The organism is Cytobacillus sp. BC1816 (assembly GCF_051353635.1).
GTDB lineage: Bacteria > Bacillota > Bacilli > Bacillales > Cytobacillaceae > Cytobacillus > Cytobacillus oceanisediminis_C.
The window spans coordinates 3,384,559-3,407,366 of the sequence record NZ_CP195611.1; the positions used below are offsets into that span (position 1 = coordinate 3,384,559).

Below are 22,808 nucleotides of genomic sequence, written 5' to 3' on the forward strand. Positions count from 1 at the left end.
AACCTTTTAGTATTTTATAAATATTTCTCAAATGCAGTAATAGTCAGTGATTCATTTATTTCCATTTTCTTTAGCTCTTTAAAACCATTCTTTAAATAAAAAGCGACAGCAGGGGTATTCTTAGAGCCTGTTGTGACAATCATTTTTTCAATCTTCGGCCTCAGTTCAATAAAGTTCAGCAGCTTTTGTGCTATTCCCTTTCTAAAATATTCAGGATGCACAATCAGTCTATGAATATCTAAAACATTATTTTCTTCTTTAAAAGAAATCACACCGCATAATTTTTCACCAATAAAATACCCAAAGAAGGTCTCCCCGGTTATTCGCAAGGCATCAGCAGTATCCTTCAAAGGCGGTAAATCAGGACATCCAATGATTTCAGCCTCTATTTTATAAGCGGGAAGCTGTACGCTTAGAACCTGCTCAGCAGCTTTTCGATCTTTAATATTAATTTCCTTAATCATTATGGTCCCTCTTTTTATATTAGTTTTAAAAATAAATTCTCTACCAAAGATAATTTCCCTCTTTTTTGGACGAATGAAGACCTTCCAATTTAAAATGATAACTAAAGAGGTGAATAGAATGAATTTAAATTATGAGGTGATAACAGAAGACAAAATCAGCTCTTACCGGGATTTATCCAATGGGCTGATGGCTTTTCAGAAATCTAAGGAACATATCACACCTGAGCGTTTTGACAGCATGAATTTTGAAACAAGAATGATTACATCCGTAAAATCCGCTATACATAATTATATTGTGCTCGTTACGGACGATGAAGAAATCGTAGGCAATGTCTATTCCAATGTCTCTCCTAAGGAAGCATACTCAATGATTTCGTCACTTTTTTTGATCAAACTTCAGTCGAAAAAAACAATGTTGGCTGCTTTTCTCAATTCTTTATAACAGATGGCTGCAGACAATATGGAATCAGTCTTTTTTAATAAGTCGGTGGAATGGTTAAGCCAATTTAAAGATGTTGAAGATTATTTTATCTATGTGTCAAATGGGAATTCAGAGACCCTTGAATTTAATACACGCAAAGGGTTTACTGTTAGTCACAATATCCTTGAGGGCTTTATTAAAGTTTTGCGCAAATAAGAAAGGTTATTCCCCAAGGATTGACAACAGGAAAAAACGTTCCCAATAATCAGTAATCCTGCCGAACCAATTGAATAAAATCAGTGGCGAAAATAATCCAGCGGAAATCTTAGCTGGATTTTTTCAGGCATATTTTCATCAGCCATTTTCCCATAACCAAGATACCCATAATCCTAAAAAATAATGGTGGACATTGTCATAAATCTTGTTATAATTCTATAAGAAATTACTTTGAAAAGGGTGCTTTATGGGAAATACATGCAGATATGTTGTGAGTGCCACTGGGAAAAACGGCGAAACTTATTATACGCAATGCAAGGATAAAGAAGAGTTAAAAGAGTGGCTGGCCGAACATGAAGACAAGCTGAATAAGAAGGAACTGAAAGTGAAGGACAAAAAAAGACATCCTCTTTTTAGCTGGCTTAACTTTTAATCTTATTGCTCAAAAGTCAAATTGACCTTTCCTATTAAATTACTATTTGAAGTATAGTAACCTTAGTAATCATAGATAAGAAAATCGTATGATTTACAACTTTTATGATTATTGTTAATATATTAAAAAAACATTAATAATTTTCGCTTAATCTTAATTGAGCGGGGGAACCAACTGTACTTTTTAATAAAAGTACTTGGGGTGAATCCTTTTACAGGTAGGGTACTCTCAAGACCCGAATCCGTCAGCTAACCTCGTAAGCGTGTTGAGAGGGAAACACTGCATAAATGCACAGTGGTTATTACCTCTGTGTTTTTTTGTTGCCTTTTTTAGTTAGGTTTATGTTTTTTGGGGGTAATATAGGAAAGGCAAAATATTTTTTGTTTATATTTTACATTTTTTTACATCATTCATTGGAGGAACGTGTATGAAATTATCTACTAAAATTATTCTTGCTCTGATTGCAGGTGGAATCACAGGCCTTTTAATTAATTTATTTGCACCTGGCATTTTCCCTGAGCTTGACAAGTTTTTATTTACACCGCTTGGAAAAATCTTTTTAAATCTCATCAACATGCTGGTTGTTCCGATCGTCTTCTTTTCCATCACTCTTGGTACAGCCGGTCTTGGTGACCCAAAGAAATTAGGAAGAATTGGGATTAAGACAATCTTATTCTTCTTGGTTACGACCAGCATTGCAATCGTCATCGGTCTTGGTTTGGCAGCCATTTTCCAGCCAGGAAACGTTGGTGAATTTGACGTAACAAACGCGGAGTACGAATCTAAAGAAGCTCCCCCTGTCTCAGAGACACTATTAAATATTATTCCAACCAATCCGGTAAAAGCTTTCACAGAAGGCAACATGCTTCAGATTATCACCTTTTCTATTTTTGTAGGATTTGCATTAACCATGCTTGGGAATAAAACAAAAGGCATATTAAATCTAATTGAACAAGGCAATGACATCATGATGTATCTTGTTAACCTGGTTATGCGGTTTGCACCGTATGGAACATTTGGACTTATTGTTTCGGCAGTAGGAAGCCAGGGTCTTGATGCCATAAAAGCCATGGGGCTATATATGATCGTCGTAGTTCTTGCACTTCTTATTCATGCCATTGTCACTTATGGCGGCTCTATAGCACTTATTGCCAAAAGAAATCCATTGTCATTCTTTAAGGGCTTTGCACCTGCCATGGGCGTTGCTTTCAGTACATCAAGCAGTAATGCAACACTGCCGATTTCCATGAGCACAGCACAAAAAAACCTGAAAGTTCCTGAATCCATCAGCAGCTTTGTCCAGCCGCTCGGCGCAACCATTAATATGGACGGAACAGCCATCATGCAGGGGGTTGCCACCATTTTTATTGCTCAAGTATATAATGTTGATTTAACTCTCACCCAACTGATCACAGTGGTCCTTACTGCCGTTCTTGCCAGCGTTGGAACAGCTGGTGTGCCTGGTGTCGGTTTGATTATGCTTGCGATGGTCCTTAACTCGGTTAATCTTCCTGTAGAAGGTATCGCATTAATCATTGGTATTGACCGTCTGCTTGATATGACGCGAACAGCAGTCAATATTACTGGTGATGCTGCATGTGCAGTGATTGTCGCTGAAACAGAAGCAAAGAAAGAGGCCGTTAAAGCCTGAATGTAAAATAGCACCGGTTATCCGGTGCTATTTTTTTGGTAATATATTCCACCCTGCTTGTTTCTCTATACAAATTCATTGATTTTCTATTAATTTTTAGTATAATTAGTTTCATAACCATCACGTAACAGTTTGGAGGAATCCTCATGGGACTGAGAAGTTAAGAATAGGAGAATTAGCTGAAAAAGCAAAGGTTACTAAGAGAACGATTGATTACTATACTTCTCTTGGCCTGTTAAAAGCAGAACGTTCCCCTTCAAATTATCGCTATTATGATTATTCCGCCATCGAACGTATTGCTTTTATTGAAAAATGTAAAGCTGAGGGTTTGTCGCTGGAGGAAATAAAGAAAAAAGTCATCAGCCGGTTTTCTGAAGAAGTAGATGTTCTAGAACTAAGGCTCAAAATTCAGGATCTGGAGGAAGATGTGACAAAAGCACTTTCTCAGCTCAAAAAAGCTGATCCCGAAAAATATGAATATGTTAAAAAGAATATTTCACACGAAAGCTTATCATTAATACAGTCATTGCTTTTATTACTCAACTGATATCTTGTGCCAAAACGATTTTTTGGTTTTTGGAGCATTATGGATATCTATTTGGGCACAATTTAAGTAGTGAACTTATTAATGGATTATACCCATTTTTAGGAGGTGTATGTCTTACTTTTTGTAAGACTGCTCGTTGACAACCATAAATTTATTACTGATAGCACTATTAATAGCATTAACCGCATTCTTTGTAGCAACTGAGTTTGCGATTGTAAAAGTACGTGTTTCCCGAATTGATCAGCTGATCGCTGAGGGAAATAAAAGGGCAATAGCAGCTAAGAGAGTCGCCACTCATCTTGATGAGTATTTATCAGCCTGTCAGTTGGGGATTACCATTACCGCATTAGGTCTGGGCTGGCTTGGTGAGCCTACGGTTGAAAAGCTATTGCATCCGGTATTTGCAAGATTTGAGATCGCCGAATCCGTTACCCATATTTTATCCTTTGGTATTGCGTTTGCTTTAGTTACCTTCCTGCATGTGGTTGTAGGTGAACTTGCACCGAAAACCGTTGCGATTCAAAAAGCAGAGGCAGTTACATTGGCGTTTGCAGCACCGATTATCTGGTTCTACCGTTTGATGTTCCCTTTTATTTGGTTTTTAAATGGATCTGCTCGTGTACTTGTTGGCATATTTGGTTTAAAACCAGCTTCCGAGCATGAAATCGCCCATTCAGAAGAAGAACTGAGAATTCTTTTATCGGAGAGTTATAAAAGCGGTGAAATCAATAAAAATGAGTTGAAGTACGTAAACAATATCTTTGAATTTGATGAAAGAATTGCGAAAGAAATCATGGTTCCTCGAACTGAAATGATTACCTTTGCTTCTGATGACACAATAGAAGATATTATGCATACCATCCAGACAGAAAATTACACACGATATCCAGTCGAAGATGGAGATAAAGACAATATTCGCGGATTTATTAATGTAAAAGAATTTCTGACGGCCAGTCTCACAAACAAGATCACCCCGGAGAATCTTGAGCTTGACTCCTTTATTAATCCAGTGATCCATGTAATTGAAAGCATCCCGATTCATGACCTGCTTGTAAAAATGCAAAAAGAACGCATCCATATTGCCATTTTAATGGATGAATATGGCGGAACTTCCGGATTGGTGACTGTTGAAGACATTCTCGAAGAAATTGTCGGAGAAATCCGTGATGAATTTGATGAAGATGAAATTCCTGAAATTAGAAAGCTAAATGACAACCATTATATTCTGGATTCCAAGCTTCTGATAGATGATGTCAATAATCTGCTTGGTACAGATTTTGAGCATGAAGACGTTGATACAATTGGGGGCTGGTTCCTGACACAGCATATGGAAGCTGAGATAGGAACAGAGATTGAAGCTGATGGATTCACATTCAAAGTCCACGAAAAAGATGGACACCAGCTGCATTATCTGGAGGTTTTTAAAAGCAAGCCCCTATTAGACTAATAAAAACGGCAGCTCCGATTTCGGCAGCTGCCGTTTCTTTTTGGCATGTCTATATAAATACTTGATTGTTTTACTTTTACCCGTTAGACTGACTTATGTACGTTTTATATCTTTGAACTTCGTGAACTGTCCAGCGTAAGCAGCCTGCCCCCTCGAGGTCACAAGCCAATCCCCAAAAAGGCAAAGAACGTTTTTCCGTGAGGCTCGACTTGTGCTTGTTGGGGGTAGCAAGGCGCTTGCGCTTTTCTTATTAATTCAACAGGATGTGTGGCTATGTCAGAAATTATCATCAGCTTTATTGATTTTTTAAAACAGTTTTCTTACTTTGGTATTTTGCTTTCCTTATGCTTTGAATTTATCCCGGCAGAAGTGGTTCTTCCTTTGGCAGGCTTTTGGGTCTACCAGGGAGACTTTAATTATTATTTAGTCGTATTAGCAGGTACAGTGGGAGGAACAATTGGACCGCTGACGTTATATGCATTGGGTAGATATGGCGGCCGTCCAATGGTTTTAAAATACGGAAAATATTTCTTGGTTTCGCAAAAACAGATTGATGCTTCGGACAAGTTTTTTGAAAAATATGGCGCAGGGGTAGCTTTCTTCGCCCGTTTTATGCCAGTTGTCCGTACAGCGATATCCATTCCATGCGGGATGGCCAAAATGAATGTGTGGAAGTTCTCTATCTATACATTCCTGGCAATGCTCCCAATAACAGCCTTCTATGTTTATTTGGGATATAAACTGGGACCTCACTACAAAGAAGCAGAGGAAATTTTTAATAGCTATGCCCTGCCTCTAGCCCTGATCATCATTGCAGCAATCATTATTTTGTTCACTTACAAATATGTAAACAAGCGTAAAAAAAGTCAAAGCATTTAAATATAAATGGAAACGGCACTGGATGGACAGTGCCGTTTTCTATTTGTCTTTTATACAAAAAACTTTGAAGCCCAGGCGATGTAATACGCACCAGGTATAAACATGATTTGTGCAAGGACTGTTCCAATCAATCTGGAGGTAACCATCATAATGGAAATTCCTTTTAAACTCGAATATTTAGCCTTACCGTGGACAACATTATCTGACATAACAGAAATTTTCGGGTCCACAAAAATCGATAGAAGGATCGTTGCCACACCGTTTATGAGTCCTGACGCCATAACAGCCGTATTTGACCTAGCAGTTGTAAGCAAGGAAGCATATAGGGCCGCAAGTACTCCAATCGTATATATGGCTGTTACAAACATATTAAAAATAAAAAGCCGTTTTGGAATTTCACTTAGTTTAAGCCCATTTAAATAGGAAATTCTCGGAATCTTAAAATGTTTAACCATTCTCTTAGCTGATTTCCAATTAAACCCCATTTTCATTAATGAAGGAACCGACCCTTCCTCATCTGCAAGACGGATTATCGCTCTTGAGAAAATGGCTATGAACGTTGGTAGCAATAGAATTCCAATTATGGTCCCTATTGTGGATGCCCCTATTAACACCCTGAATTGACTCTCCACAAAAACGAGAAAGTTTTGTTCAGGCGCAGTATCAATAATACTGCCAAGCAAAGGCTGCTGACCCATGTTTGCCATTCGAGAAACAATGACAATGGTACTGAACAAAGAAAGCCCTGATGCTATCAGCTTGACCCTGGCACCCGATAATCGGACTGCATAAGCCAGTGTTTCAATACTATGTATAAGGATAATAAATAAAGAAGTAAACACGATTTTCCCCGTCATTAGATCCAAAAAGAACACTTCTTTCGGTTTTTCCTAATTATACCATTAGGCTAATAATGTTTGAAGCCCGACGAAAAAGGTAAATTCTGATGCATAATCCCTATACCCATATCCCCTATTCCTTTCTTCATCTCTTCCCTGCCTATCACCAGCATTAACATGCATAAAAGAAAAGAACTTAAGGGGATACAAATATAGCTTTGGCTGATTAACATATAAAGGGAAATTAAAATGATATTGCCGCCACCCTATGTTCTTAGTTTACTCATTGATTTCCATCCCCAATTGCAAATAATACATTTCCTATTGTTTTCCGGCATCGTGTTTGTCGAGCATTTCCTTAAGAAATTCCTCAGATTTCCCTCTCGGAATACTAAGGCTTTCCCACTCCCCGTTTTTTATTAACTTGCCGATATAAACAATCTGTCCAACATGGTAAGAATAATGGGCCATCTGCCTTTCTATTGCATCCATTACTAGATGGCTCTCGCCTCGAATTACGATATTTTTAAGCAGATCCTGCTCTTTTAAACTATCTAAAGAGGAAAACAGTACCTTCCACCCTTTTTCCCAAATCAATATTAGTTCATCCTTTGAGGCTGAGGCTGTTGAAAACTCTTCATCTCTGTTTCGATAAGGCTTTTCTCCATCTGATGTCAAAAAATCGGTCCACCGTGAAACCATATTGCCGCTCATATGCCTGATAATTACCGCTGTACTATTGGACTCTTCATTGCAGGCCCAATTCAATTCCTCATTGGAAAGCCGCCGAATGGTTATATCCGCTAATTCCTTCACTGCCTGGAATCTTTTCTTTACGATCATTAGATAATTTGCACCTAAGCTCATGTTATGGCCTCCTTTTTACTCATTAGAACCTAAACCTGTGAAATCGTTTTGATGCATTCTCAGGATTAACTACCATTTTCCTTCTAACCTTGTCTTTTTCGTCGTTATTCTTCTTGATTAACTACCATTTTTCTTCAACCTTTGTATTTTTCGTCGTAATTCTTCTTGATTAACGACCATTTTCCTTCTACCTTTGTCTTTTTCGTCGTTATTCTTCTCGATTAACTACCATTTTCCTTCTACCCTTGTCTTTTTTGTCGTTATTCATCTCGATTAACTACCATTTTCCCTCGACCCTTGTCTTTTTCGTCGTTATTCTTCTTGATTAACGACCATTTTCCTTCTACCCTTGTCTTTTTTGTCGTTATTCATCTCGATTAACTACCTTTTTACCTTGACGATTGCCTTTTTCGTCGTTATTCTTCTTGATTAACTACCATTTTCCCTTGACGATTGCCTTTTTCGTCGTTATTCTTCTTGATTAACGACCATTTTCCTTCTACCCTTGCCTTTTTCGTCGTTATTCTTCTTGATTAACGACCATTTTCCTTCTACCCTTGTCTTTTTTGTCGTTATTCATCTCGATTAACTACCAATTTTCCTTGACCCTCTTCTTTTTCGTCGTTATTCTTCTTGATTAACGACCATTTTCCTTCTACCCTTGTCTTTTTCGTCGTTATTCATCTCGATTAACGACCATTTTCCTTCTACCTTTGTCTTTTTCGTCGTTATTCTTCTCGATTAACTACCATTTTCCTTCTACCCTTGTCTTTTTTGTCGTTATTCATCTCGATTAACGACCATTTTCCCTCGACCCTTGTCTTTTTCGTCGTTATTCTTCTTGATTAACGACCATTTTCCTTCTACCCTTGTCTTTTTTGTCGTTATTCATCTCGATTAACTACCATTTTTCTTCAAACTTTGTCTTTTTCGTCGTTATTCATCTCGATTAACGACCATTTTCCTTCTACCTTTGTCTTTTTCGTCGTTATTCTTCTCGATTAACGACCATTTTCCTTTGACCTTCGTCTTTTTCATCGTTATTCTTCACGAAGCATCTGAAGCAGCGCCCTTTATTTGATATTTACCTGCTCATAAGATTGGAATAAGTCTTCCACAGATAAACCATTGATCTTCCGCTTATGTTACTATCGATAATTTCAACATTTTTCAAGCTGCTGCTTTTTATTTTACTGCCATCTACGTTACAGAAATAGGAAGTCTTATCCTCCCTAAGATTAGTGTCAGAAAATCTTACTCGCTTAATGTAACTTTTTCATTCATTAATTCCAACTGAGAGTTCTCCTTTACCATGATAGAAAGCAAGAAGGACGCCCCTTTTATCCCTTTCTCTGAATAAGCCCATACCCAAGCCCAACCGGATCCACCAGATAGGCAAGATAGAAATCATCAAATTCCATTTTGTCCCTTACCACCATTGCCCCATTTTCCTTTGCCAATGAAATGGATTCTTCAATCGATTTCACTTCTATCTGAATACGGATTCCATGCGGGTAATCGTGTGGTCCTTTACTGATGCCCGCATTTACGGCTTGATTTTGGTCATTTCCTGTCTTAACTTGCCAATATCCCCAATTCGGTTCCTCAATCTCCCATCCGAAAACATTGGAATAAAACTCAGCTGCTTTTTCCGGATCCTGGCTGTTTAATTCAAATCCGATTACTTTCGCCATTGGTATCGCCTGCTTTCATATATTAACTGCTATGTCTTAATTAACCATTCCCAGTACCTTTTCCGCCAAACTATTATTTTCTTCCAGCCCCACCTTTTGACATAGGCATGCATGTACTCTTTTAAATTCCGGGAACATGCTTGTCATCACCTTCATAATTTCAGAGGGTTCCGGGCTGCTGAACCATTCCTCCAGAAGTTTTAGCTGCCAGGTTTCCAGTTTGCTCCTTGTTCCCTGTAGTCTGGCCCAGTCTCCAAAGGTATTTGGCTGGAGCCCTGCTTCCATATGCCATGCAGTTATCATGGATAACCTGAGATTGTCCAGGCAGCGCAAAGCATAATAAATCTCCCCCCGGCTCACTCTTCTGTATACCTCATGTACATAGGCAAAAAATTTATCTCTCCAGCTTTCTACTTCCTCAAGAGCGGGCTGGTAAGTTAAGAATTTTGAATTTTCAGATAAAGAAATCATTACTCCATCCGTATCATGAACGATCTTAATATTTTGAAGCCATACAGATGGCTGGAGCTGCTGGGAACGATAATAAAATGCATCTACTTTAATAAAATTTGTATAGTGTGCAACAGTATGTGATGCACGGGGATTATCTTCGAAGAATAATACATTTCCCCATTTTTTCGCCCTGCCCTCTTTATTAAGCCTATATTCCTCAAATACTTTATCATTCACGACAATCCGCAGATCAATGTCTGAAAATAAATCCGTACTGTTCTCTCCTATTGAACCGCCATAAAATACAGATAATACATTTTGATCATGGATCAAATCCTTTTCAATAGAATGCATTATTCTTTCTCTATGTCGTGGAAGTTCGGAATCTCTTCCTTTGTATTTAACATATAATCCCATTCACATCTGGCCAACTCCCTTATACATTATTCATTAATACTTTGCCTATTCTGCACATTCTACTAGTTCCATGTTATGTGTTCAGTAAGCTTACCGAAAATTCCTGCTTTCTGTTTTACTATTTTTCAGCCTTTTAAAATCCTTGCTCAAACTAGCTTGTTTAAAGTGCTTTGACTGCTTGAGGCTGTTAATATCAGCGCGATTATCATAAGATAACTGAATATGAAAATAGTTAACATATTCGAGGATGGCAAAGGTATAGATAAAGGCGGCAATCCCCAGTCCCTGAGGTGTTGAGGGATGCCACATATAATAATCTGCTATGAAGGCAGCCGGAATAATGATTATCATGGCAATGTTCCATTTTTTTATAGCCCATAACTGCTTAACCAGCCTGATCGGTGCAGCAGATGTATTTTCTCTTTTTAACCGCTTCCATTTTACATACCAATAAATGGAGCCTTGAAGGAGTAAAAACTCCAGCAGCAGAAATGATGACCAGAAAGAAAATAGTGAATATAAACGCAGATCAGGATATGTATAATTCACCAGATAACTGATAAAAACAAACATTATGAGGCTCGTCGTTTCTCCGGTACAAAGATATGAAAGTCTCTTCAATACTCTATTCCTCACCTAAATTCCTCACTTCCGGGTAAAGATACCACTTAAAAGTAATACGAATTTTCCCAAAAATAGTTTCATAAAAAAATTCCAGCCGTGACGGCTGGAGATTTTTTTATTTAGGGTTAGGCCCGTATTTATTTGATCCACGTTCACTGTCCATTAAAGTAAAGATGAGGATAATAATCCCTCCGATTAATGGAATCAAAGAGATTAAAATCCACCAGCCGCTTTTCCCGGTGTCGTGCAGCCTTCTGACAGTTACAGAAAGACTCGGAATTAACATAATCAGAGAGAAGAGGGTTGTAAGGATTCCAATGTCCTCTGTAATCTCCCATCCCAAAATCATCTCAATAATAGTTAAAATAATTGAAATGACAAATGTAAACAAAATAAACATCCAATATTCTCTTCTTCTGGATCTTCCGCTGAAATTAAATGATTCTTTAAACACATTAATAAATGCATTCATGCTGTTTTCACCTCCGCTGTACACACCCATCTATTATATCAATAGTAAAATCCTTTTTTCAGCAGGGAAAAATATGTTTTTTATTAAAAATTGAAGGATTCCCCCATAAATGAAATAAAAAACTCCTGCCTCCTATCATTGAAACAGGAGTCTATTTTTCTTTTTTTCTCATCTTAGCAGATACACGGACTGGCACTGAATGTTTTTTGCGGCATATTCTTATAGTGGTGATAAACATGAAAATACTAAGAACACTTCTAGGTGCAATAAAGTACGAGGCAAAAAAATTGTTCGAAAACAGAATGGGCAGGCATAAAGATAGGCTCCCAAACAGATTCCAACACAGGAATTAGCTTCCGGCATAAGCAGGAAGCTTTAATTTTGACCTAACAAAATGCAAATGAAAGCACACACTAATTAAAAAACTACATTAATAGGGGCTGAATACCACCATTTCCAGGAGAAATAATTTGTATAATTCCGCTTGACTGTAGCCTTTTCAAAAAGATGTGAAAAAATGAACCGTGCTGATTTAAAAGAGCACTAGCTTTCTGGGATGAAATTTAAAAAGATATCCCGAATGTTGCTCCAAGAGTCAGTTGATGATAAGGGCTCCCAGCTGCCCTCCCCCGCGTTTAGCTCATAAATCCGAAAATATAAACTTAGCATTTCATCCGTATTTAAATTAGCTAAAGCAATGACAACCCATCTGAAGAAAATTTCTTTCTAATAAGTTCCTATATCAGATTAACGGCCAAAGAATCATAAGGAAACCACTAAAATACAATGAACCGACTTTTATTGTTTTAATACTTCTTTTGTAAAAAACTTTTCTCCTCTAATAAAATCAACAACTTATAAAATAAAACGAGAGCAAGCAGCAGAAATGGGTCAACAATCACCGAATACCATATCTTCCATTTACCATAGTTAAAGTAACCCCATGGTTCAGGAAGCAGAGCCGCCATTTCATAAAGGATAATTCCCGCAACAAAGAAAAGCAGATAAACCATTTTTTTAAGAATGCCTTTTGAAAAAGGGTATCCATTCAAAAAAATAATGTTCACCGGCGGAATTAAAAATAACCTCGGCAGCAAGCCTTCCCATTCAATAGCTGGAGTAAAGTACCAATAAAAATGATGTTTAAATTCAACAATTAAATCAAATATCATCTGAAAAGCTATCGTAAATGTCCAGATTTGCAAAACGTGACTGGGAGTAATTTTTTTATTCATTTTGAAGGCAACTATATTAAAGGCGATTATGGAAGCTATAAGTAAAACCATATTATATCTCTTTCTCGAAAGTTTATATTATTATCCCCTATTTCGGACGTCTGCTATACAAAAGCAGAGAATACAAATGACCTGATATTGCCCGTCTATAAATACACCGCCCCAATATCGATAAGAAGTACAAGTCCATTGGAACGGAGTCTGCTCCGCCGCCCATGCCGGAAAGGATAAATTTAAAAGAGAGCAAAAGCCCAATCTTATTGGCCAATTGCTCTCTTTATTTTTGCTATGCCCCTAATTGCACCATCATTTTCAGCTGCTTTCGAGCCCTGAAGATTCTGGTTTTTACAGTTGAAGGATTTAAATTAAGCATAGCGGCTATTTCTCTTTCCTTTAATCCCCGGTCTATTTTCAGCAAAAGAATATCTCTATAGCTGCCTGTCAGCTTCTTTACCGCCCCCGTGATTTCCTCAGCAGCAAAGCCGGATTCAACTTCCTGCTCGACATTCTGTTTTGCAGCTATACCGAGGCATTCCAGCATGTCCTGCTCCATCGGCACAGCAGTCTTCCGCCTTTCTTTCCGAATAACGTCCAGAGCGGTCCTTCGGGCAATGACAGAGAGCCATGCCCCCGCTTTTTCTTCATCGATAATCGTTTCCGCTTTCTTCATGGCTTTAATAAAAGTTTCTTGAACGATATCCTCCGCAAGATATGCGTCTCTTGTCATCGAGAAACAAATATGATAAAGGCGTTTATAATGACACGTATACAGCTCGGTAATATCCATACTTCATCCTCTTCCCTTACTCCTCTATATTCAGTGAAATGCTCACTTTGAACAAGTCACCATCTGTATCTATCTCAAGATTTCCATCATGAAGATCAATAATCGATTTGGCAATGGCAAGGCCAAGGCCTGAACCATCTGTATGCCTTGATTTATCTCCTCGTTTAAAACGCTCGAACAGTTCTTCACTTTGATCGTCCAATTCATATTTAGAAACATTCTTAAACGTTATGACTGCCTGACTCTTCACTTTCACTATCGCAATATAGACCCGTGAGTGTTCCAATGAGTATTTCAGTATATTGCCAATTAAATTATCAAAGACTCGCCAGAGCTTTTGGCCATCTACAAATGCGATTGCCGGATGATCAGGTTGGGTTACTCTGAAATGCAGATTGGATTCATTAATAGCGTTATTATGCTCCGCGAGAGCCTGCTGCAGCAGCTGGACAAGGTCCACTCTTTCCTTCCGCAGCTCAATATTGCCGCTCGCCATTTTCGAGACTTCGAATAAATCATCAATCAAAACCTTAAGCCGTTTAGACTTACGGTCAATAATCTCAAGGTAGGCAGAGCGATCGTCCTCAGAAACTTCACCTGACTTCAGCAGTTCCGTGTACGTAATAATTGAAGTTAGTGGTGTTCTTAAATCGTGACTGACATTTGTAATCAGCTCCGTTTTCAGCCTTTCGCTTTTTGCCTGCTCGCTAAGGGAAGTTTTTACCCCCAGCTTCAATACATTCATATTTCCTGCTAGTGAAGCCAGAACACCCTTTCCTTTAACCGGTAAGTCCGGTCCCATGTGACCCGCTGCCAATTCATTTGCGGTCACGGCAATTCGGTTGAAATAGCCTACACGCCTGATAAGTGCCATAACTAGCGGAATACCTGCAAACGCTAAGACCATTACATAAAACAGGGCAAATAGCGGGTGGAAGAACATGACAATTGAACCCATTCCCATTCCAAAGATGATTAATAAAACAACAAACAGCTGAGTTCCTATACTCCGGTTTAAAAAGGCTTCCTGAAGGCTGGTTTTCAAACCGCCAGCCGCTCTATAAACCAGACTCTTTTTCAAAACTTCCCTGGCGTTTTTCAAGTCCTTAAATTCACCAGCGATATATTTGAGCTGAACAATTGTCAGACCGCAAAGAACCGATGCTCCAAGAAGCACAATAATCAATTCAATAACTCGCGGAAGGATATTGTAGGAGTCTATTAGAAAATCATTTATCAGAAATAAGGCCAAACTGCTGCCTATTACTGCCAACCCCAAAAAGGTTATTCTTAAATCTATAGGCAGCTTATTATATAAAGGCTCCCACCTTTTGATTTCAGCAGACAGGGCCTTTGACTTTCTGCCAGCAATCAATGCAGCGATAATAGCCAAAACCGCTGAGCCGCCATAAATTAATAATATAATCTGCTTTTGTTTGAAATGATTATTTTGATCAATGAACATATTTGAATCAGGAAGGTTTTTAGCCAGGCCTATTTGTCCTTTAAAGTAGCCTGATTGCGATTCTACCAGGGACTGTTCAAACTCCCCATACCCCCCCATAATAAAATGAAGGAAATAATTTTTGTCCATGGTGTAATCGGTACGATAAACCATCTCTTTTTTCATTACTTCATCCGGAGACTCATTTTTGGACAAAGTTAAATTGGTGAATACTTCACCAGTGGAAGTATCCTCAAAATAATAAGTAAACGAATCCTCATAAAAATCATACTGATCCCGCAATTGTTCCTTTTCCTTAAAAAACTCTTCTATTTTTTCTTCTTTTTCTTTTATCACTTTGGGGCGTACGTGTTCATCACTCTCAAAGTTCTTCGTAATATCCTCGATTCTTTTGTTCATCTGATCGGTTAAAGCCTTGGCAAATTCATTATTTTCAGTGTCCTTTGCCTCTTGGATTCTATATTCATATTGGCTTCTAATATTATCTATTTGTTCAGGCAGAGTTCCATAACGATAGCGATGTTCATGGATGTCCTCTTCTGACACCTCTATTGCCTCCTTAGCTTTTTCGAGGGTAACGTTATTCAGTTCGAACATTTCCAGGTATCCGGCATACTGATCCAAATCACTTCTAAACTGACTTGTGTGAAAATAGTCCGGGTTCGCATATTCTCTTCCGTTTATTAGAACAGACAAAACGCCGCTCGCTCCAAAAGCAAATAAAACCGTTATCATTGCAATGATGAATTTATTTTTCCATCTTGTATCCAATTCCCCATACCACCTTTAAATATCTCGGATTCTTCGGGTCAATTTCAATCTTTTCACGGATTTTCCGAATATGGACTGCCACCGTATTTTCTGCGTTATAGCACGGCTCGTTCCATACCCGTTCATATATTTCATTAATGGAAAAAACGCGTCCGGCATTAGTCATTAAAAGTTCCACAATTTTATACTCGATCGGAGTCATTTTCACTGGCTCTCCATTAACACTCACTTCTTTTGCTTCCTTATCCAGCATGAGACCGTTCAGATCAATCACCTTTTTGACTCCTTCAAATGTTCCGAATGTCACATATCTTCTCAGCTGTGATTTCACCCGGGCAACCAATTCCATGGGATTGAAAGGCTTGGTCACATAATCATCAGCTCCAACCTGCAGCCCTAGAATTTTATCTGTGTCCTCTGTTTTGGCACTCAGAATAATAATCGGGATGTTTTTCTTTTCACGAATTTTATATGTAGCTGAAATACCATCGAGCTTAGGCATCATGACATCCAAAATGATCAGATGCACCTGGTTCTCATTCAATATCTCCAGAGCTTCGATTCCATCTTTTGCTTTCAATACAGTAATGCCTTCATTTTTAAGATAAATTTCAATGGCATCTCTTATCTCTTTTTCATCATCTACGACGAGTACATAATAGTTATTCATAATCCCCCTGCTTTCAAGGTGCTCTTTTCATATTTTTATACTAAACGCAAAATCTTAACATTAATGTAATAGAAATCTTAAGAATTTCTTAAGATTGAATCTGCATTTCTTAAGTTTACATCCCTTCTATTTTATAATGGGTGGAAATGGAAATACAGACTTGTAATTGTAAGTCATAAAAAAGCACCATCCGCCAGCTGTCTAGCTGGTAAATGGTGCAAAAAGTAATTTAGAAATGTCATTTCTCCACGTAAGAAGACTGCTCTCAATACGAACGGACGGGCGAAACAAGCTGAATATAAGATTCGTCACTGACAGGCTTGATTATAACCGGCTTCATTGAGCCGCTGAAGCTTAAAAGAACATGCTCTTCCTGAATAGCTTTTAGGGCATCCATTAAAAAGCTTCCATCAAGTGATATGGACAGCTCCCGCTCGCCTGTGATTTCTAATAGAGGCTGTATCTCTTCAATTTTTCCAATGGCAGAGGAAACTGAAGATATTTTCAATTTTCCTTCTTTTATCTCCAGAAGGACATTGTTATTCTTCCATTCGAGGGCAAACAGGCAGGCACGGTCAATTCCCTTTAATAGTTTCTTTGCGTCCAGTTTTATAACTGTTTTCGCTTCATTTGGGATGAGTCCAGTTACATCAGGATACTTGCCTTCAATAAGCCGTGAACAGAGCATGATTGATTTTGTTTTGAAAACTAAATAGCTCTCGGATGAGAAGATCTGTATTTTGCGTTCTTCCTGATGAGCCAATAGCTTTAAAAGTTCCTTTAGGCTCGAGCCTGGAACAATGAAAGACCCTTTGGAAGCAGAAGCGATCCTTGTGTCCAGAAAAGCTAAACGATGTGAGTCAGTTGCCGCACACGAAAAGTGATTTTCTTTAACAATCATATGCACTCCTGTGAGCACTGGCCTTGTATCATTCTTCGAAACTGCAAACACGGTCTGCTTTATTATTGCTGATAATTTTACAGAAGAAATTTGGATCCCATGAGAATTATCAAATTCAGGAAGTTTCGGATACTGTTCGGCTGGAAAACCATTTATGTATGTAATAATTTCATCTGATATGATTGTCACGTTATGCTTTTCATTCACTTTGATATGTATGTCACCCGGCAGCTTTTTAATTAGCTCTGTCAGGTATCTGGATGTTACTACAACACTGCCTGTCTTTACTATTTCCAGCACATCCCCTTCATCAGCAGCAGGAATGACTTTTTCAATCACAATATCTGAGTTGCTTCCAGTGAGTCTTAAATGGTCCTCACATGCAGTCAGCTTTATCCCGGTTAAAATAGGAAAAGGTGTCTTAGCAGAAATTGCACTGCTTACTTCTCCAATGGCTTTATTAAAATATTCATTCCTAATTTTAAATTCCATTCATACCCCACCTAATATTATCGATAAGGTATTCTTTCGACAAAATTCCTGAATATTCCTTTTACCTTATCAGCTTAACTTTGTTTGAAACAGCTCCAAGGGATAAAGCTTATCACCTTTTACGGCATTCAGGATTTGCCTTATGACTTTGGCATCGCGAAGTTCCTCGTCTTTAAAGCGATTAAGGTTTGACAGGTTCAACCACATGCTATCGGCAATTTCCTCTTCCTGAAGGTTTAAAAAGCCCCCTCTTATTTGAGCAATAAAATGGAATAAGATGACCTGATGGTCCGTACTGCTGATAAAGTTATAGATACCAGTTGTATGGGTCAGGTTTACGTCCAAGCCCGTTTCTTCTTTAACTTCTCTGCAGGCAGCTGCAAGGATATCTTCCCCTTTTTCAACACGGCCGGACGGGAAATTCCATTTATTCCTTACAGTGGCTTTATTCTCTTTAATCATCAGCACTTTGCCTTCCTGTATAATTGATGTGCTGACAACAAGCACGATTTCGTTCTGTGTCATTCGGCATCTCTTCTTTCCTTTAATTCACCCAATGCTGCGGTCTCTGTAAACCATTTGGCAGCTTCGTATACATGTCCCCTTTTGCTGAATTAACCTGAGCCTGTGTAAGAAAAATACTTCCCATTAGATTGGCTCCGCATAAATTTGCGTCCCTAAAGTCTGCACCAATAAGATCCGTATATCTCAAGTCAGCTTTGCGCAGGTCAGCTGCAATAAACAAGGAACCTCTTAAATTCGCTCCGCATAACACCTCACCGATTAATCTGGCTCCGATAAAATCTCTCCGGCCGCTATATTTTTTCGCGGATTTTTGATTCAATCCTGAGTTCTTCCTGACAAGCTCACTGGCTTTTAGAAGCTGCTTATTAACTTCACCCCTATGTGCCTGGACATCAATACCCATAATCACATCCGGCTCCATATTAGTTAAATCCTCTGTTTTGTCCAAAATTTCTCTGACTTCATCATGAATAGGCATAGCGGCTTCCAAATATAGAATTTCTGTTAAGTAGAAAAGCATTTCATGAAGCTGATGCATAATGGGAAACACATCGAACATCTCTTTCTCCAGTCCGGGATGGCTGCGCCAGTCTCTATTCATAAAAGTGTTTTGAGATACTTTTTGGCCTGCTCCGAAGCATTCAAATGAGGTGCATCCCCTGAAGCCTTTTCCCCTGAGGTCTGCATGTATTTGACAGCGAAAATCAGCTTGCAGATTAGGGCATGGTTTACCTGCTTCCTTATCAAGAGCAAAGTCAGCTGATTTTGCATATGGGAGGGCCACACAGCAAAGCCCAAAACAATTTTCACAATCGGATATTAAATTACTAATTTGTTTAGGCAAAACACGGCACTTCCTTTCGTTCAAATTACAGGATTCATTTCAGCAATATTTTTTATTTGTTACTGTTCTTGACTTTCCTGCAGGTAATGTTTATTCTTTCTGCAAATGGAAATTATTCTTAGTATCTCATTATTAAGGGAGTGACTTTATGTCCAGGAATAAATATAAAGAAAAGGCAATGAGTGCCGTAAACAAGCTAAAAGCAAACCTTAAAGGGAAGCTTTATGAAATGGCAGAGATTCCTTCAGTTTCTGTTAAGCAGCTGTCAGAATTCATCCAGCAGCACCCCGATACACAAATAACAAAGAAAGAACTCCTTGGAAACACCTACACTTTCTACCGACTAAATGCGAATGATGACTTTCTGTATATGGAAACAATTAATGAACGGATACTTCAATTGGATGGATCCTCACACGGAAAAAGATTTGTCTCTTATCGATCTTATCGGGATTCCCATAACTTGGATACTCCAATAAGGATAACGTAACGGCCTTCAGTCAAGTGAGCTTCACATCAAGAGGAGCTCACCTATTTTTGATTGCTGCTGATTGGCTTATAAGATATTTTGACAGTTTAATAGTTTCTTTAATTCGATCACGCTTTCTTGTATAATGTCTATTTTCCTCACCTCTGCGAATATTAATGGCATCCACTATGATTGGGTGCCATTTTTCCGGCAAATGCTCTAAGGAGTACTCACCGGCCCCTTGCTTAGAGATAATATCCTTCTCTCTCAATGTGTAAAACTGGCGCAATAAGCCGAGCACCATCCATTCAACTTCTTTATCAATCTCAGAGTCTGCTATTTGTGTCAGTTCATCAATTGATTCCTCGAATGACTGGATTCGACTTGCCCAATATGTATTCATGTTCTCGTAAGTGTATGAAACCAATTCATTGTCATTTATCTCTATAACCGGAACAGCCCCATAAATGACAATACCATTCTTTTGTAAAAGCCACCAGGTGACTGGATTCAGAAAATGCCCATAATTCATTGTCCCGTTATTATAGAAGAAACATTCACAAAGCGTTCCCAGGTCATTTTGAGTTAAATATACCCCATCCATCTCAGGAAACTGATATTTTTCTGCTAGTATCCCATGGATCTCCTCAGCTTTTTTGAATTCTGATACAGTTAAACCGCTTTTTGTAACCGCAATAAAATCAATATCACTTGATCCTTCCACAAAAGCATCCAGTGCAAGCGATCCGTGCAAATAGAGGCCTTCAAGCTGATTGGGCATATATTCATTTACTAAATCTATGTATTCATTTAATAATTCATCAACCACTATTGGAAGTCCTCTCATTTACACTTCTCCCCTAACTTCTAATAGAAAAAGCCTTTCACACTTCATTTTCAAACCCGGCAATCATCTTCTCTACATCGGTTTGCCCCATATTATGTAATCAGTATAGATATTATTAAGTTTACTAAAAAAATGAATTTTTTCAAAAAAAGTAACGTATTAAATAAAAGGTTAGAATTTTGCATGATGCTAATATCCAACTTGTCATGAAAGCGAGGAAGACGAATGACTGTGTTAGAAGTAAGAAATCTGCAAAAATCCTTTGGCCAAATAAAGGCTGTCCGGGATATAAGTTTCTCGGTTAATGCCGGGGAAGTCTTCACTATTATCGGTCCAAACGGAGCTGGCAAAACGACTACACTGGAAATGATTGAGGGCCTTGTTTCACCCGATAACGGTGAAATCCATTTTGGCGACCTCGATTGGAATAAGCATGCCGTTTCAATTAAAAAGAAAATTGGCGTCCAGCCACAGTCAAGTGCCATGTTTGATTTATTAACACCAGAAGAAAACCTGAACCTTTTTGCTTCCTTTTATGACCATGCCCGGTCAGCCAAAGAAATCCTGGAAATTGTCAATCTTACTGAGCACCGCAAAAATCATGTAAAAAAATTATCAGGCGGCCAGAGGCAAAGACTGGCAATTGGACTGGCGCTGATTAGTGACCCTGAAATCATTTTTCTGGATGAACCGACTACCGGACTAGATCCCCAGGCCAGAAGAAATATTTGGGATATCATTCTTCATCTTAAAGAACTAGGCAAAACAACCATTCTTACCACTCATTACATGGAAGAAGCAGAGAAATTAAGTGATCGTGTATGCATCGTGGATCAGGGAAATGTGATCACACTTGACTCCCCTTCCGCACTCATAGAGAAACTTACAGATGAACGGGAAATAAGATTGAGTTTCCTTGATGGCGAAGGTGCTGCAGTGGATGCTGATATATTCTCGAAGGTCCTGGAATCCGTATCCAAAACGGAACGGGAAGGGGCAACTCTAAAAATATGGGCAGCAAAACCTGAAGAAACCCTTTTGGACTTATTTAAATTTACAAAAGAAAAATCATTCGGAGTGGAACAGGTCTCCATACGGGAAATGAGCCTGGAGGATGTGTTTATTGCGTTTACCGGCAAAGAATGGAGGGATTAAGATTAATAGATACCATCAATTTAAAATGATGTTTTTAGCACAGCTGAAATTAACTCTTCGCGAAAAACAAGCATGGTTTTGGGGCATCTTTTTCCCGGTTATCCTAATGGTTATCTTCATGGTCATCTTCAGCGGAAATTCAGATGAAGAGTTTAAAACCGAAGTGGCAGTTGTGGATCCAAGCCCGAATCCTGCTTCAGAGATGATGCTTTCTCAAATCAGAGGTCTTCCCGTTTTTGAAGTCAAGTCTGGAAAACCTGTTGCGAGGGATAGAGCAGAGGAATGGGTAAAAGATCAGGAAGTGGATGCCGCCATCATCCTGCCGGGGTCGGCAGAGGCCTCCTCTGTTACCCTATTAATAAACAAAGAAAATGAACAAGGTGCCGCAGCCCAGGCAGTTTCCGGCATTCTGGATAAGTTTGTCCAGCAGGCCAATTTAATGGCAGCAGGTGCTTCCCCGAAATATGATCTGCAATATGAATCGATAACCTCTGGCACTAATGAACTGGATTATACAGATTTCCTTTTAACTGGGATGATTGCTTTATCCATTGCCCAGGGCGGGATGTTTGGCATGGTGGATCTGGTGGACATGCGCAGAAAGGGATTAATCAAAAGGCTGCGAATGACACCGGCAAATATGGGCATTTTCGGATTAAGTGATATGGTTATGAGGCTGTTGTTCAGTATTGTGCAGATCATCCTGCTATCATTAATAGGTGTCCTCGTGTTTGGAGCCAATCTTTATATTAATCCTTTTACCTTGATTATCGTATTCCTGATCGGTGCTTTATCCTTTAATGCACTTGGCTACTTCTTCTCATCTTTCAGCAAAACGACAGAAGCTTATATGGGAGTAGCCAATATCTGCAGTTTTCTCATGATGTTTTTAAGCGGAGTGTTCTTCCCTATTGAAACGATGCCTGAATGGATCCAGCCAATATCCAGCATCCTGCCGCTAACCTATTTTGCTGAAGGCTTAAGGGAAAGCATGGTGTATGAAACCGGCATTGCTACAGCAGGACTTTGGGCAGGAATTGGCGTGATGACGTTATGGGGAGCCGTTACTTTTCTTTTGGGATCCTTGCTTTATAAGAGAAAAGCGATTGCTGCTGACAGATAATGAAAAAAGTGCCAGCTGCCAAAATCGGCCAGCTGGCCTTCTTCAGTATTTTTTTTGGAAGTATAAAAAATTCATTAATATTGAAAAAGGATGAAATCAT

Annotated in this window: 25 protein-coding genes and 1 riboswitch; of the genes, 10 read left to right on the top strand and 15 right to left on the bottom strand. The window is 38.7% G+C overall.

Annotated features, from left to right (window positions below; translation table 11 throughout):
• Window positions 1-14: 14 nt before the first annotated feature.
• Window positions 15-464 (bottom strand): GNAT family N-acetyltransferase, encoded by a 450-nt coding sequence (locus ACR42H_RS17150; protein WP_436372120.1) that lies wholly within the window; start codon window positions 462-464, stop codon window positions 15-17.
• 118 nt (window positions 465-582) lie between these two features.
• Here ACR42H_RS17150 and ACR42H_RS17155 point away from each other — a divergent pair, with 118 nt between their 5' ends.
• The 7 genes from ACR42H_RS17155 (at window position 583) to ACR42H_RS17185 (ending at window position 6,058) form a co-directional block, all read left to right on the top strand.
• Complete coding sequence (locus tag ACR42H_RS17155; RefSeq protein WP_436372122.1) at window positions 583-906, top strand: hypothetical protein; 324 nt, start codon at window positions 583-585, stop codon at window positions 904-906.
• A gap of 3 nt (window positions 907-909) precedes the next feature.
• Window positions 910-1,101, top strand: coding sequence for a hypothetical protein (locus ACR42H_RS17160; protein ID WP_436372124.1), 192 nt, complete (start codon window positions 910-912; stop codon window positions 1,099-1,101).
• A gap of 247 nt (window positions 1,102-1,348) precedes the next feature.
• Window positions 1,349-1,534, top strand: coding sequence for a hypothetical protein (locus tag ACR42H_RS17165; protein ID WP_113881445.1), 186 nt, complete (start codon window positions 1,349-1,351; stop codon window positions 1,532-1,534).
• A gap of 134 nt (window positions 1,535-1,668) precedes the next feature.
• Window positions 1,669-1,813: riboswitch (cyclic di-AMP (ydaO/yuaA leader) on the top strand.
• 148 nt (window positions 1,814-1,961) lie between these two features.
• Window positions 1,962-3,185 carry a dicarboxylate/amino acid:cation symporter gene (locus ACR42H_RS17170; RefSeq protein WP_113881444.1) on the top strand — a complete coding sequence of 408 codons (1,224 nt, stop codon included), beginning with the start codon at window positions 1,962-1,964 and terminating at the stop codon, window positions 3,183-3,185.
• Window positions 3,186-3,351: 166 nt separating this feature from the next.
• Entirely contained in the window at window positions 3,352-3,732 is a 381-nt protein-coding gene (locus ACR42H_RS17175; RefSeq protein WP_113881443.1) for a MerR family transcriptional regulator, read from the top strand.
• A 136-nt stretch (window positions 3,733-3,868) separates the two neighbouring features.
• The gene (locus ACR42H_RS17180; RefSeq protein WP_436372126.1) at window positions 3,869-5,179 is read left to right on the top strand and encodes a hemolysin family protein; all 1,311 of its coding nucleotides are present in this window, start codon (window positions 3,869-3,871) and stop codon (window positions 5,177-5,179) included.
• A gap of 273 nt (window positions 5,180-5,452) precedes the next feature.
• Window positions 5,453-6,058 (top strand): DedA family protein, encoded by a 606-nt coding sequence (locus ACR42H_RS17185; RefSeq protein ID WP_436372128.1) that lies wholly within the window; start codon window positions 5,453-5,455, stop codon window positions 6,056-6,058.
• A gap of 50 nt (window positions 6,059-6,108) precedes the next feature.
• Here the strand turns inward: ACR42H_RS17185 and ACR42H_RS17190 are convergent, their stop codons facing one another.
• From ACR42H_RS17190 to ACR42H_RS17250, 13 genes are all read right to left on the bottom strand, one after another.
• Window positions 6,109-6,924 (bottom strand): lipid II flippase Amj family protein, encoded by an 816-nt coding sequence (locus ACR42H_RS17190; protein WP_436372130.1) that lies wholly within the window; start codon window positions 6,922-6,924, stop codon window positions 6,109-6,111.
• A gap of 294 nt (window positions 6,925-7,218) precedes the next feature.
• Complete coding sequence (locus ACR42H_RS17195; protein ID WP_436372132.1) at window positions 7,219-7,764, bottom strand: DUF1572 family protein; 546 nt, start codon at window positions 7,762-7,764, stop codon at window positions 7,219-7,221.
• A gap of 1,340 nt (window positions 7,765-9,104) precedes the next feature.
• Window positions 9,105-9,458 carry a VOC family protein gene (locus tag ACR42H_RS17200; RefSeq protein ID WP_436372134.1) on the bottom strand — a complete coding sequence of 118 codons (354 nt, stop codon included), beginning with the start codon at window positions 9,456-9,458 and terminating at the stop codon, window positions 9,105-9,107.
• Window positions 9,459-9,494: 36 nt separating this feature from the next.
• Window positions 9,495-10,328 carry an aminoglycoside 6-adenylyltransferase gene (locus ACR42H_RS17205; protein WP_436372136.1) on the bottom strand — a complete coding sequence of 278 codons (834 nt, stop codon included), beginning with the start codon at window positions 10,326-10,328 and terminating at the stop codon, window positions 9,495-9,497.
• A 90-nt stretch (window positions 10,329-10,418) separates the two neighbouring features.
• Window positions 10,419-10,964 carry a general stress protein gene (locus tag ACR42H_RS17210; RefSeq protein WP_436372137.1) on the bottom strand — a complete coding sequence of 182 codons (546 nt, stop codon included), beginning with the start codon at window positions 10,962-10,964 and terminating at the stop codon, window positions 10,419-10,421.
• A 103-nt stretch (window positions 10,965-11,067) separates the two neighbouring features.
• Window positions 11,068-11,424, bottom strand: a complete 357-nt coding sequence (locus ACR42H_RS17215; RefSeq protein ID WP_113881435.1) for a DUF805 domain-containing protein — start codon at window positions 11,422-11,424, stop codon at window positions 11,068-11,070.
• A gap of 806 nt (window positions 11,425-12,230) precedes the next feature.
• Window positions 12,231-12,710, bottom strand: coding sequence for a hypothetical protein (locus tag ACR42H_RS17220; RefSeq protein WP_436372139.1), 480 nt, complete (start codon window positions 12,708-12,710; stop codon window positions 12,231-12,233).
• 235 nt (window positions 12,711-12,945) lie between these two features.
• A complete protein-coding gene (locus ACR42H_RS17225) occupies window positions 12,946-13,446 on the bottom strand; it encodes an RNA polymerase sigma factor (RefSeq protein WP_113881433.1) in 501 nt (166 codons plus the stop codon).
• Between the two features lie 16 nt (window positions 13,447-13,462).
• A complete protein-coding gene (locus tag ACR42H_RS17230; protein ID WP_436372141.1) occupies window positions 13,463-15,682 on the bottom strand; it encodes a sensor histidine kinase in 2,220 nt (739 codons plus the stop codon).
• Window positions 15,660-16,352, bottom strand: coding sequence for a response regulator transcription factor (locus ACR42H_RS17235; RefSeq protein WP_113881432.1), 693 nt, complete (start codon window positions 16,350-16,352; stop codon window positions 15,660-15,662). The genes ACR42H_RS17230 and ACR42H_RS17235 overlap by 23 nt, the downstream gene beginning before the upstream one ends.
• A gap of 265 nt (window positions 16,353-16,617) precedes the next feature.
• Complete coding sequence (gene dnaN / locus ACR42H_RS17240) at window positions 16,618-17,745, bottom strand: DNA polymerase III subunit beta (RefSeq protein ID WP_436372144.1); 1,128 nt, start codon at window positions 17,743-17,745, stop codon at window positions 16,618-16,620.
• A gap of 69 nt (window positions 17,746-17,814) precedes the next feature.
• On the bottom strand, window positions 17,815-18,270 hold the full coding sequence (locus ACR42H_RS17245; RefSeq protein ID WP_113881430.1) for an NUDIX hydrolase: 456 nt from the start codon (window positions 18,268-18,270) through the stop codon (window positions 17,815-17,817).
• Window positions 18,271-18,289: 19 nt separating this feature from the next.
• Complete coding sequence (locus ACR42H_RS17250) at window positions 18,290-19,114, bottom strand: pentapeptide repeat-containing protein (protein ID WP_113881429.1); 825 nt, start codon at window positions 19,112-19,114, stop codon at window positions 18,290-18,292.
• Between the two features lie 148 nt (window positions 19,115-19,262).
• Here ACR42H_RS17250 and ACR42H_RS17255 point away from each other — a divergent pair, with 148 nt between their 5' ends.
• On the top strand, window positions 19,263-19,604 hold the full coding sequence (locus ACR42H_RS17255; RefSeq protein WP_436372147.1) for a hypothetical protein: 342 nt from the start codon (window positions 19,263-19,265) through the stop codon (window positions 19,602-19,604).
• Between the two features lie 37 nt (window positions 19,605-19,641).
• On the opposite strand, the gene ACR42H_RS17260 is transcribed toward ACR42H_RS17255, so the two are convergent.
• Entirely contained in the window at window positions 19,642-20,430 is a 789-nt protein-coding gene (locus tag ACR42H_RS17260) for an aminoglycoside adenylyltransferase domain-containing protein (RefSeq protein ID WP_113881427.1), read from the bottom strand.
• A gap of 225 nt (window positions 20,431-20,655) precedes the next feature.
• Between ACR42H_RS17260 and ACR42H_RS17265 the strand changes: the two genes are divergently transcribed.
• Both ACR42H_RS17265 and ACR42H_RS17270 read left to right on the top strand, forming a co-directional pair.
• On the top strand, window positions 20,656-21,585 hold the full coding sequence (locus ACR42H_RS17265) for an ABC transporter ATP-binding protein (protein ID WP_113881426.1): 930 nt from the start codon (window positions 20,656-20,658) through the stop codon (window positions 21,583-21,585).
• The gene (locus ACR42H_RS17270) at window positions 21,554-22,708 is read left to right on the top strand and encodes an ABC transporter permease (RefSeq protein WP_436372150.1); all 1,155 of its coding nucleotides are present in this window, start codon (window positions 21,554-21,556) and stop codon (window positions 22,706-22,708) included. Before ACR42H_RS17265 ends, ACR42H_RS17270 begins: the two co-directional genes overlap by 32 nt.
• Window positions 22,709-22,808: the final 100 nt, after the last annotated feature.

What these genes read in the sequence shown, in the direction of transcription:
- ACR42H_RS17150 (WP_436372120.1), bottom strand. Translation starts at nt 464, where the DNA reads ATGATTAAGGAAATTAATATTAAAGATCGAAAAGCTGCTGAGCAGGTT.
- ACR42H_RS17155 (WP_436372122.1), top strand. Translation starts at nt 583, where the DNA reads ATGAATTTAAATTATGAGGTGATAACAGAAGACAAAATCAGCTCTTAC.
- ACR42H_RS17160 (WP_436372124.1), top strand. Translation starts at nt 910, where the DNA reads ATGGCTGCAGACAATATGGAATCAGTCTTTTTTAATAAGTCGGTGGAA.
- ACR42H_RS17165 (WP_113881445.1), top strand. Translation starts at nt 1,349, where the DNA reads ATGGGAAATACATGCAGATATGTTGTGAGTGCCACTGGGAAAAACGGC.
- ACR42H_RS17170 (WP_113881444.1), top strand. Translation starts at nt 1,962, where the DNA reads ATGAAATTATCTACTAAAATTATTCTTGCTCTGATTGCAGGTGGAATC.
- ACR42H_RS17185 (WP_436372128.1), top strand. Translation starts at nt 5,453, where the DNA reads ATGTCAGAAATTATCATCAGCTTTATTGATTTTTTAAAACAGTTTTCT.
- ACR42H_RS17195 (WP_436372132.1), bottom strand. Translation starts at nt 7,764, where the DNA reads ATGAGCTTAGGTGCAAATTATCTAATGATCGTAAAGAAAAGATTCCAG.
- ACR42H_RS17200 (WP_436372134.1), bottom strand. Translation starts at nt 9,458, where the DNA reads ATGGCGAAAGTAATCGGATTTGAATTAAACAGCCAGGATCCGGAAAAA.
- ACR42H_RS17205 (WP_436372136.1), bottom strand. Translation starts at nt 10,328, where the DNA reads ATGGGATTATATGTTAAATACAAAGGAAGAGATTCCGAACTTCCACGA.
- ACR42H_RS17215 (WP_113881435.1), bottom strand. Translation starts at nt 11,424, where the DNA reads ATGAATGCATTTATTAATGTGTTTAAAGAATCATTTAATTTCAGCGGA.
- ACR42H_RS17220 (WP_436372139.1), bottom strand. Translation starts at nt 12,710, where the DNA reads ATGGTTTTACTTATAGCTTCCATAATCGCCTTTAATATAGTTGCCTTC.
- ACR42H_RS17225 (WP_113881433.1), bottom strand. Translation starts at nt 13,446, where the DNA reads ATGGATATTACCGAGCTGTATACGTGTCATTATAAACGCCTTTATCAT.
- ACR42H_RS17235 (WP_113881432.1), bottom strand. Translation starts at nt 16,352, where the DNA reads ATGAATAACTATTATGTACTCGTCGTAGATGATGAAAAAGAGATAAGA.
- dnaN (WP_436372144.1), bottom strand. Translation starts at nt 17,745, where the DNA reads ATGGAATTTAAAATTAGGAATGAATATTTTAATAAAGCCATTGGAGAA.
- ACR42H_RS17245 (WP_113881430.1), bottom strand. Translation starts at nt 18,270, where the DNA reads ATGACACAGAACGAAATCGTGCTTGTTGTCAGCACATCAATTATACAG.
- ACR42H_RS17255 (WP_436372147.1), top strand. Translation starts at nt 19,263, where the DNA reads ATGTCCAGGAATAAATATAAAGAAAAGGCAATGAGTGCCGTAAACAAG.
- ACR42H_RS17260 (WP_113881427.1), bottom strand. Translation starts at nt 20,430, where the DNA reads ATGAGAGGACTTCCAATAGTGGTTGATGAATTATTAAATGAATACATA.
- ACR42H_RS17265 (WP_113881426.1), top strand. Translation starts at nt 20,656, where the DNA reads ATGACTGTGTTAGAAGTAAGAAATCTGCAAAAATCCTTTGGCCAAATA.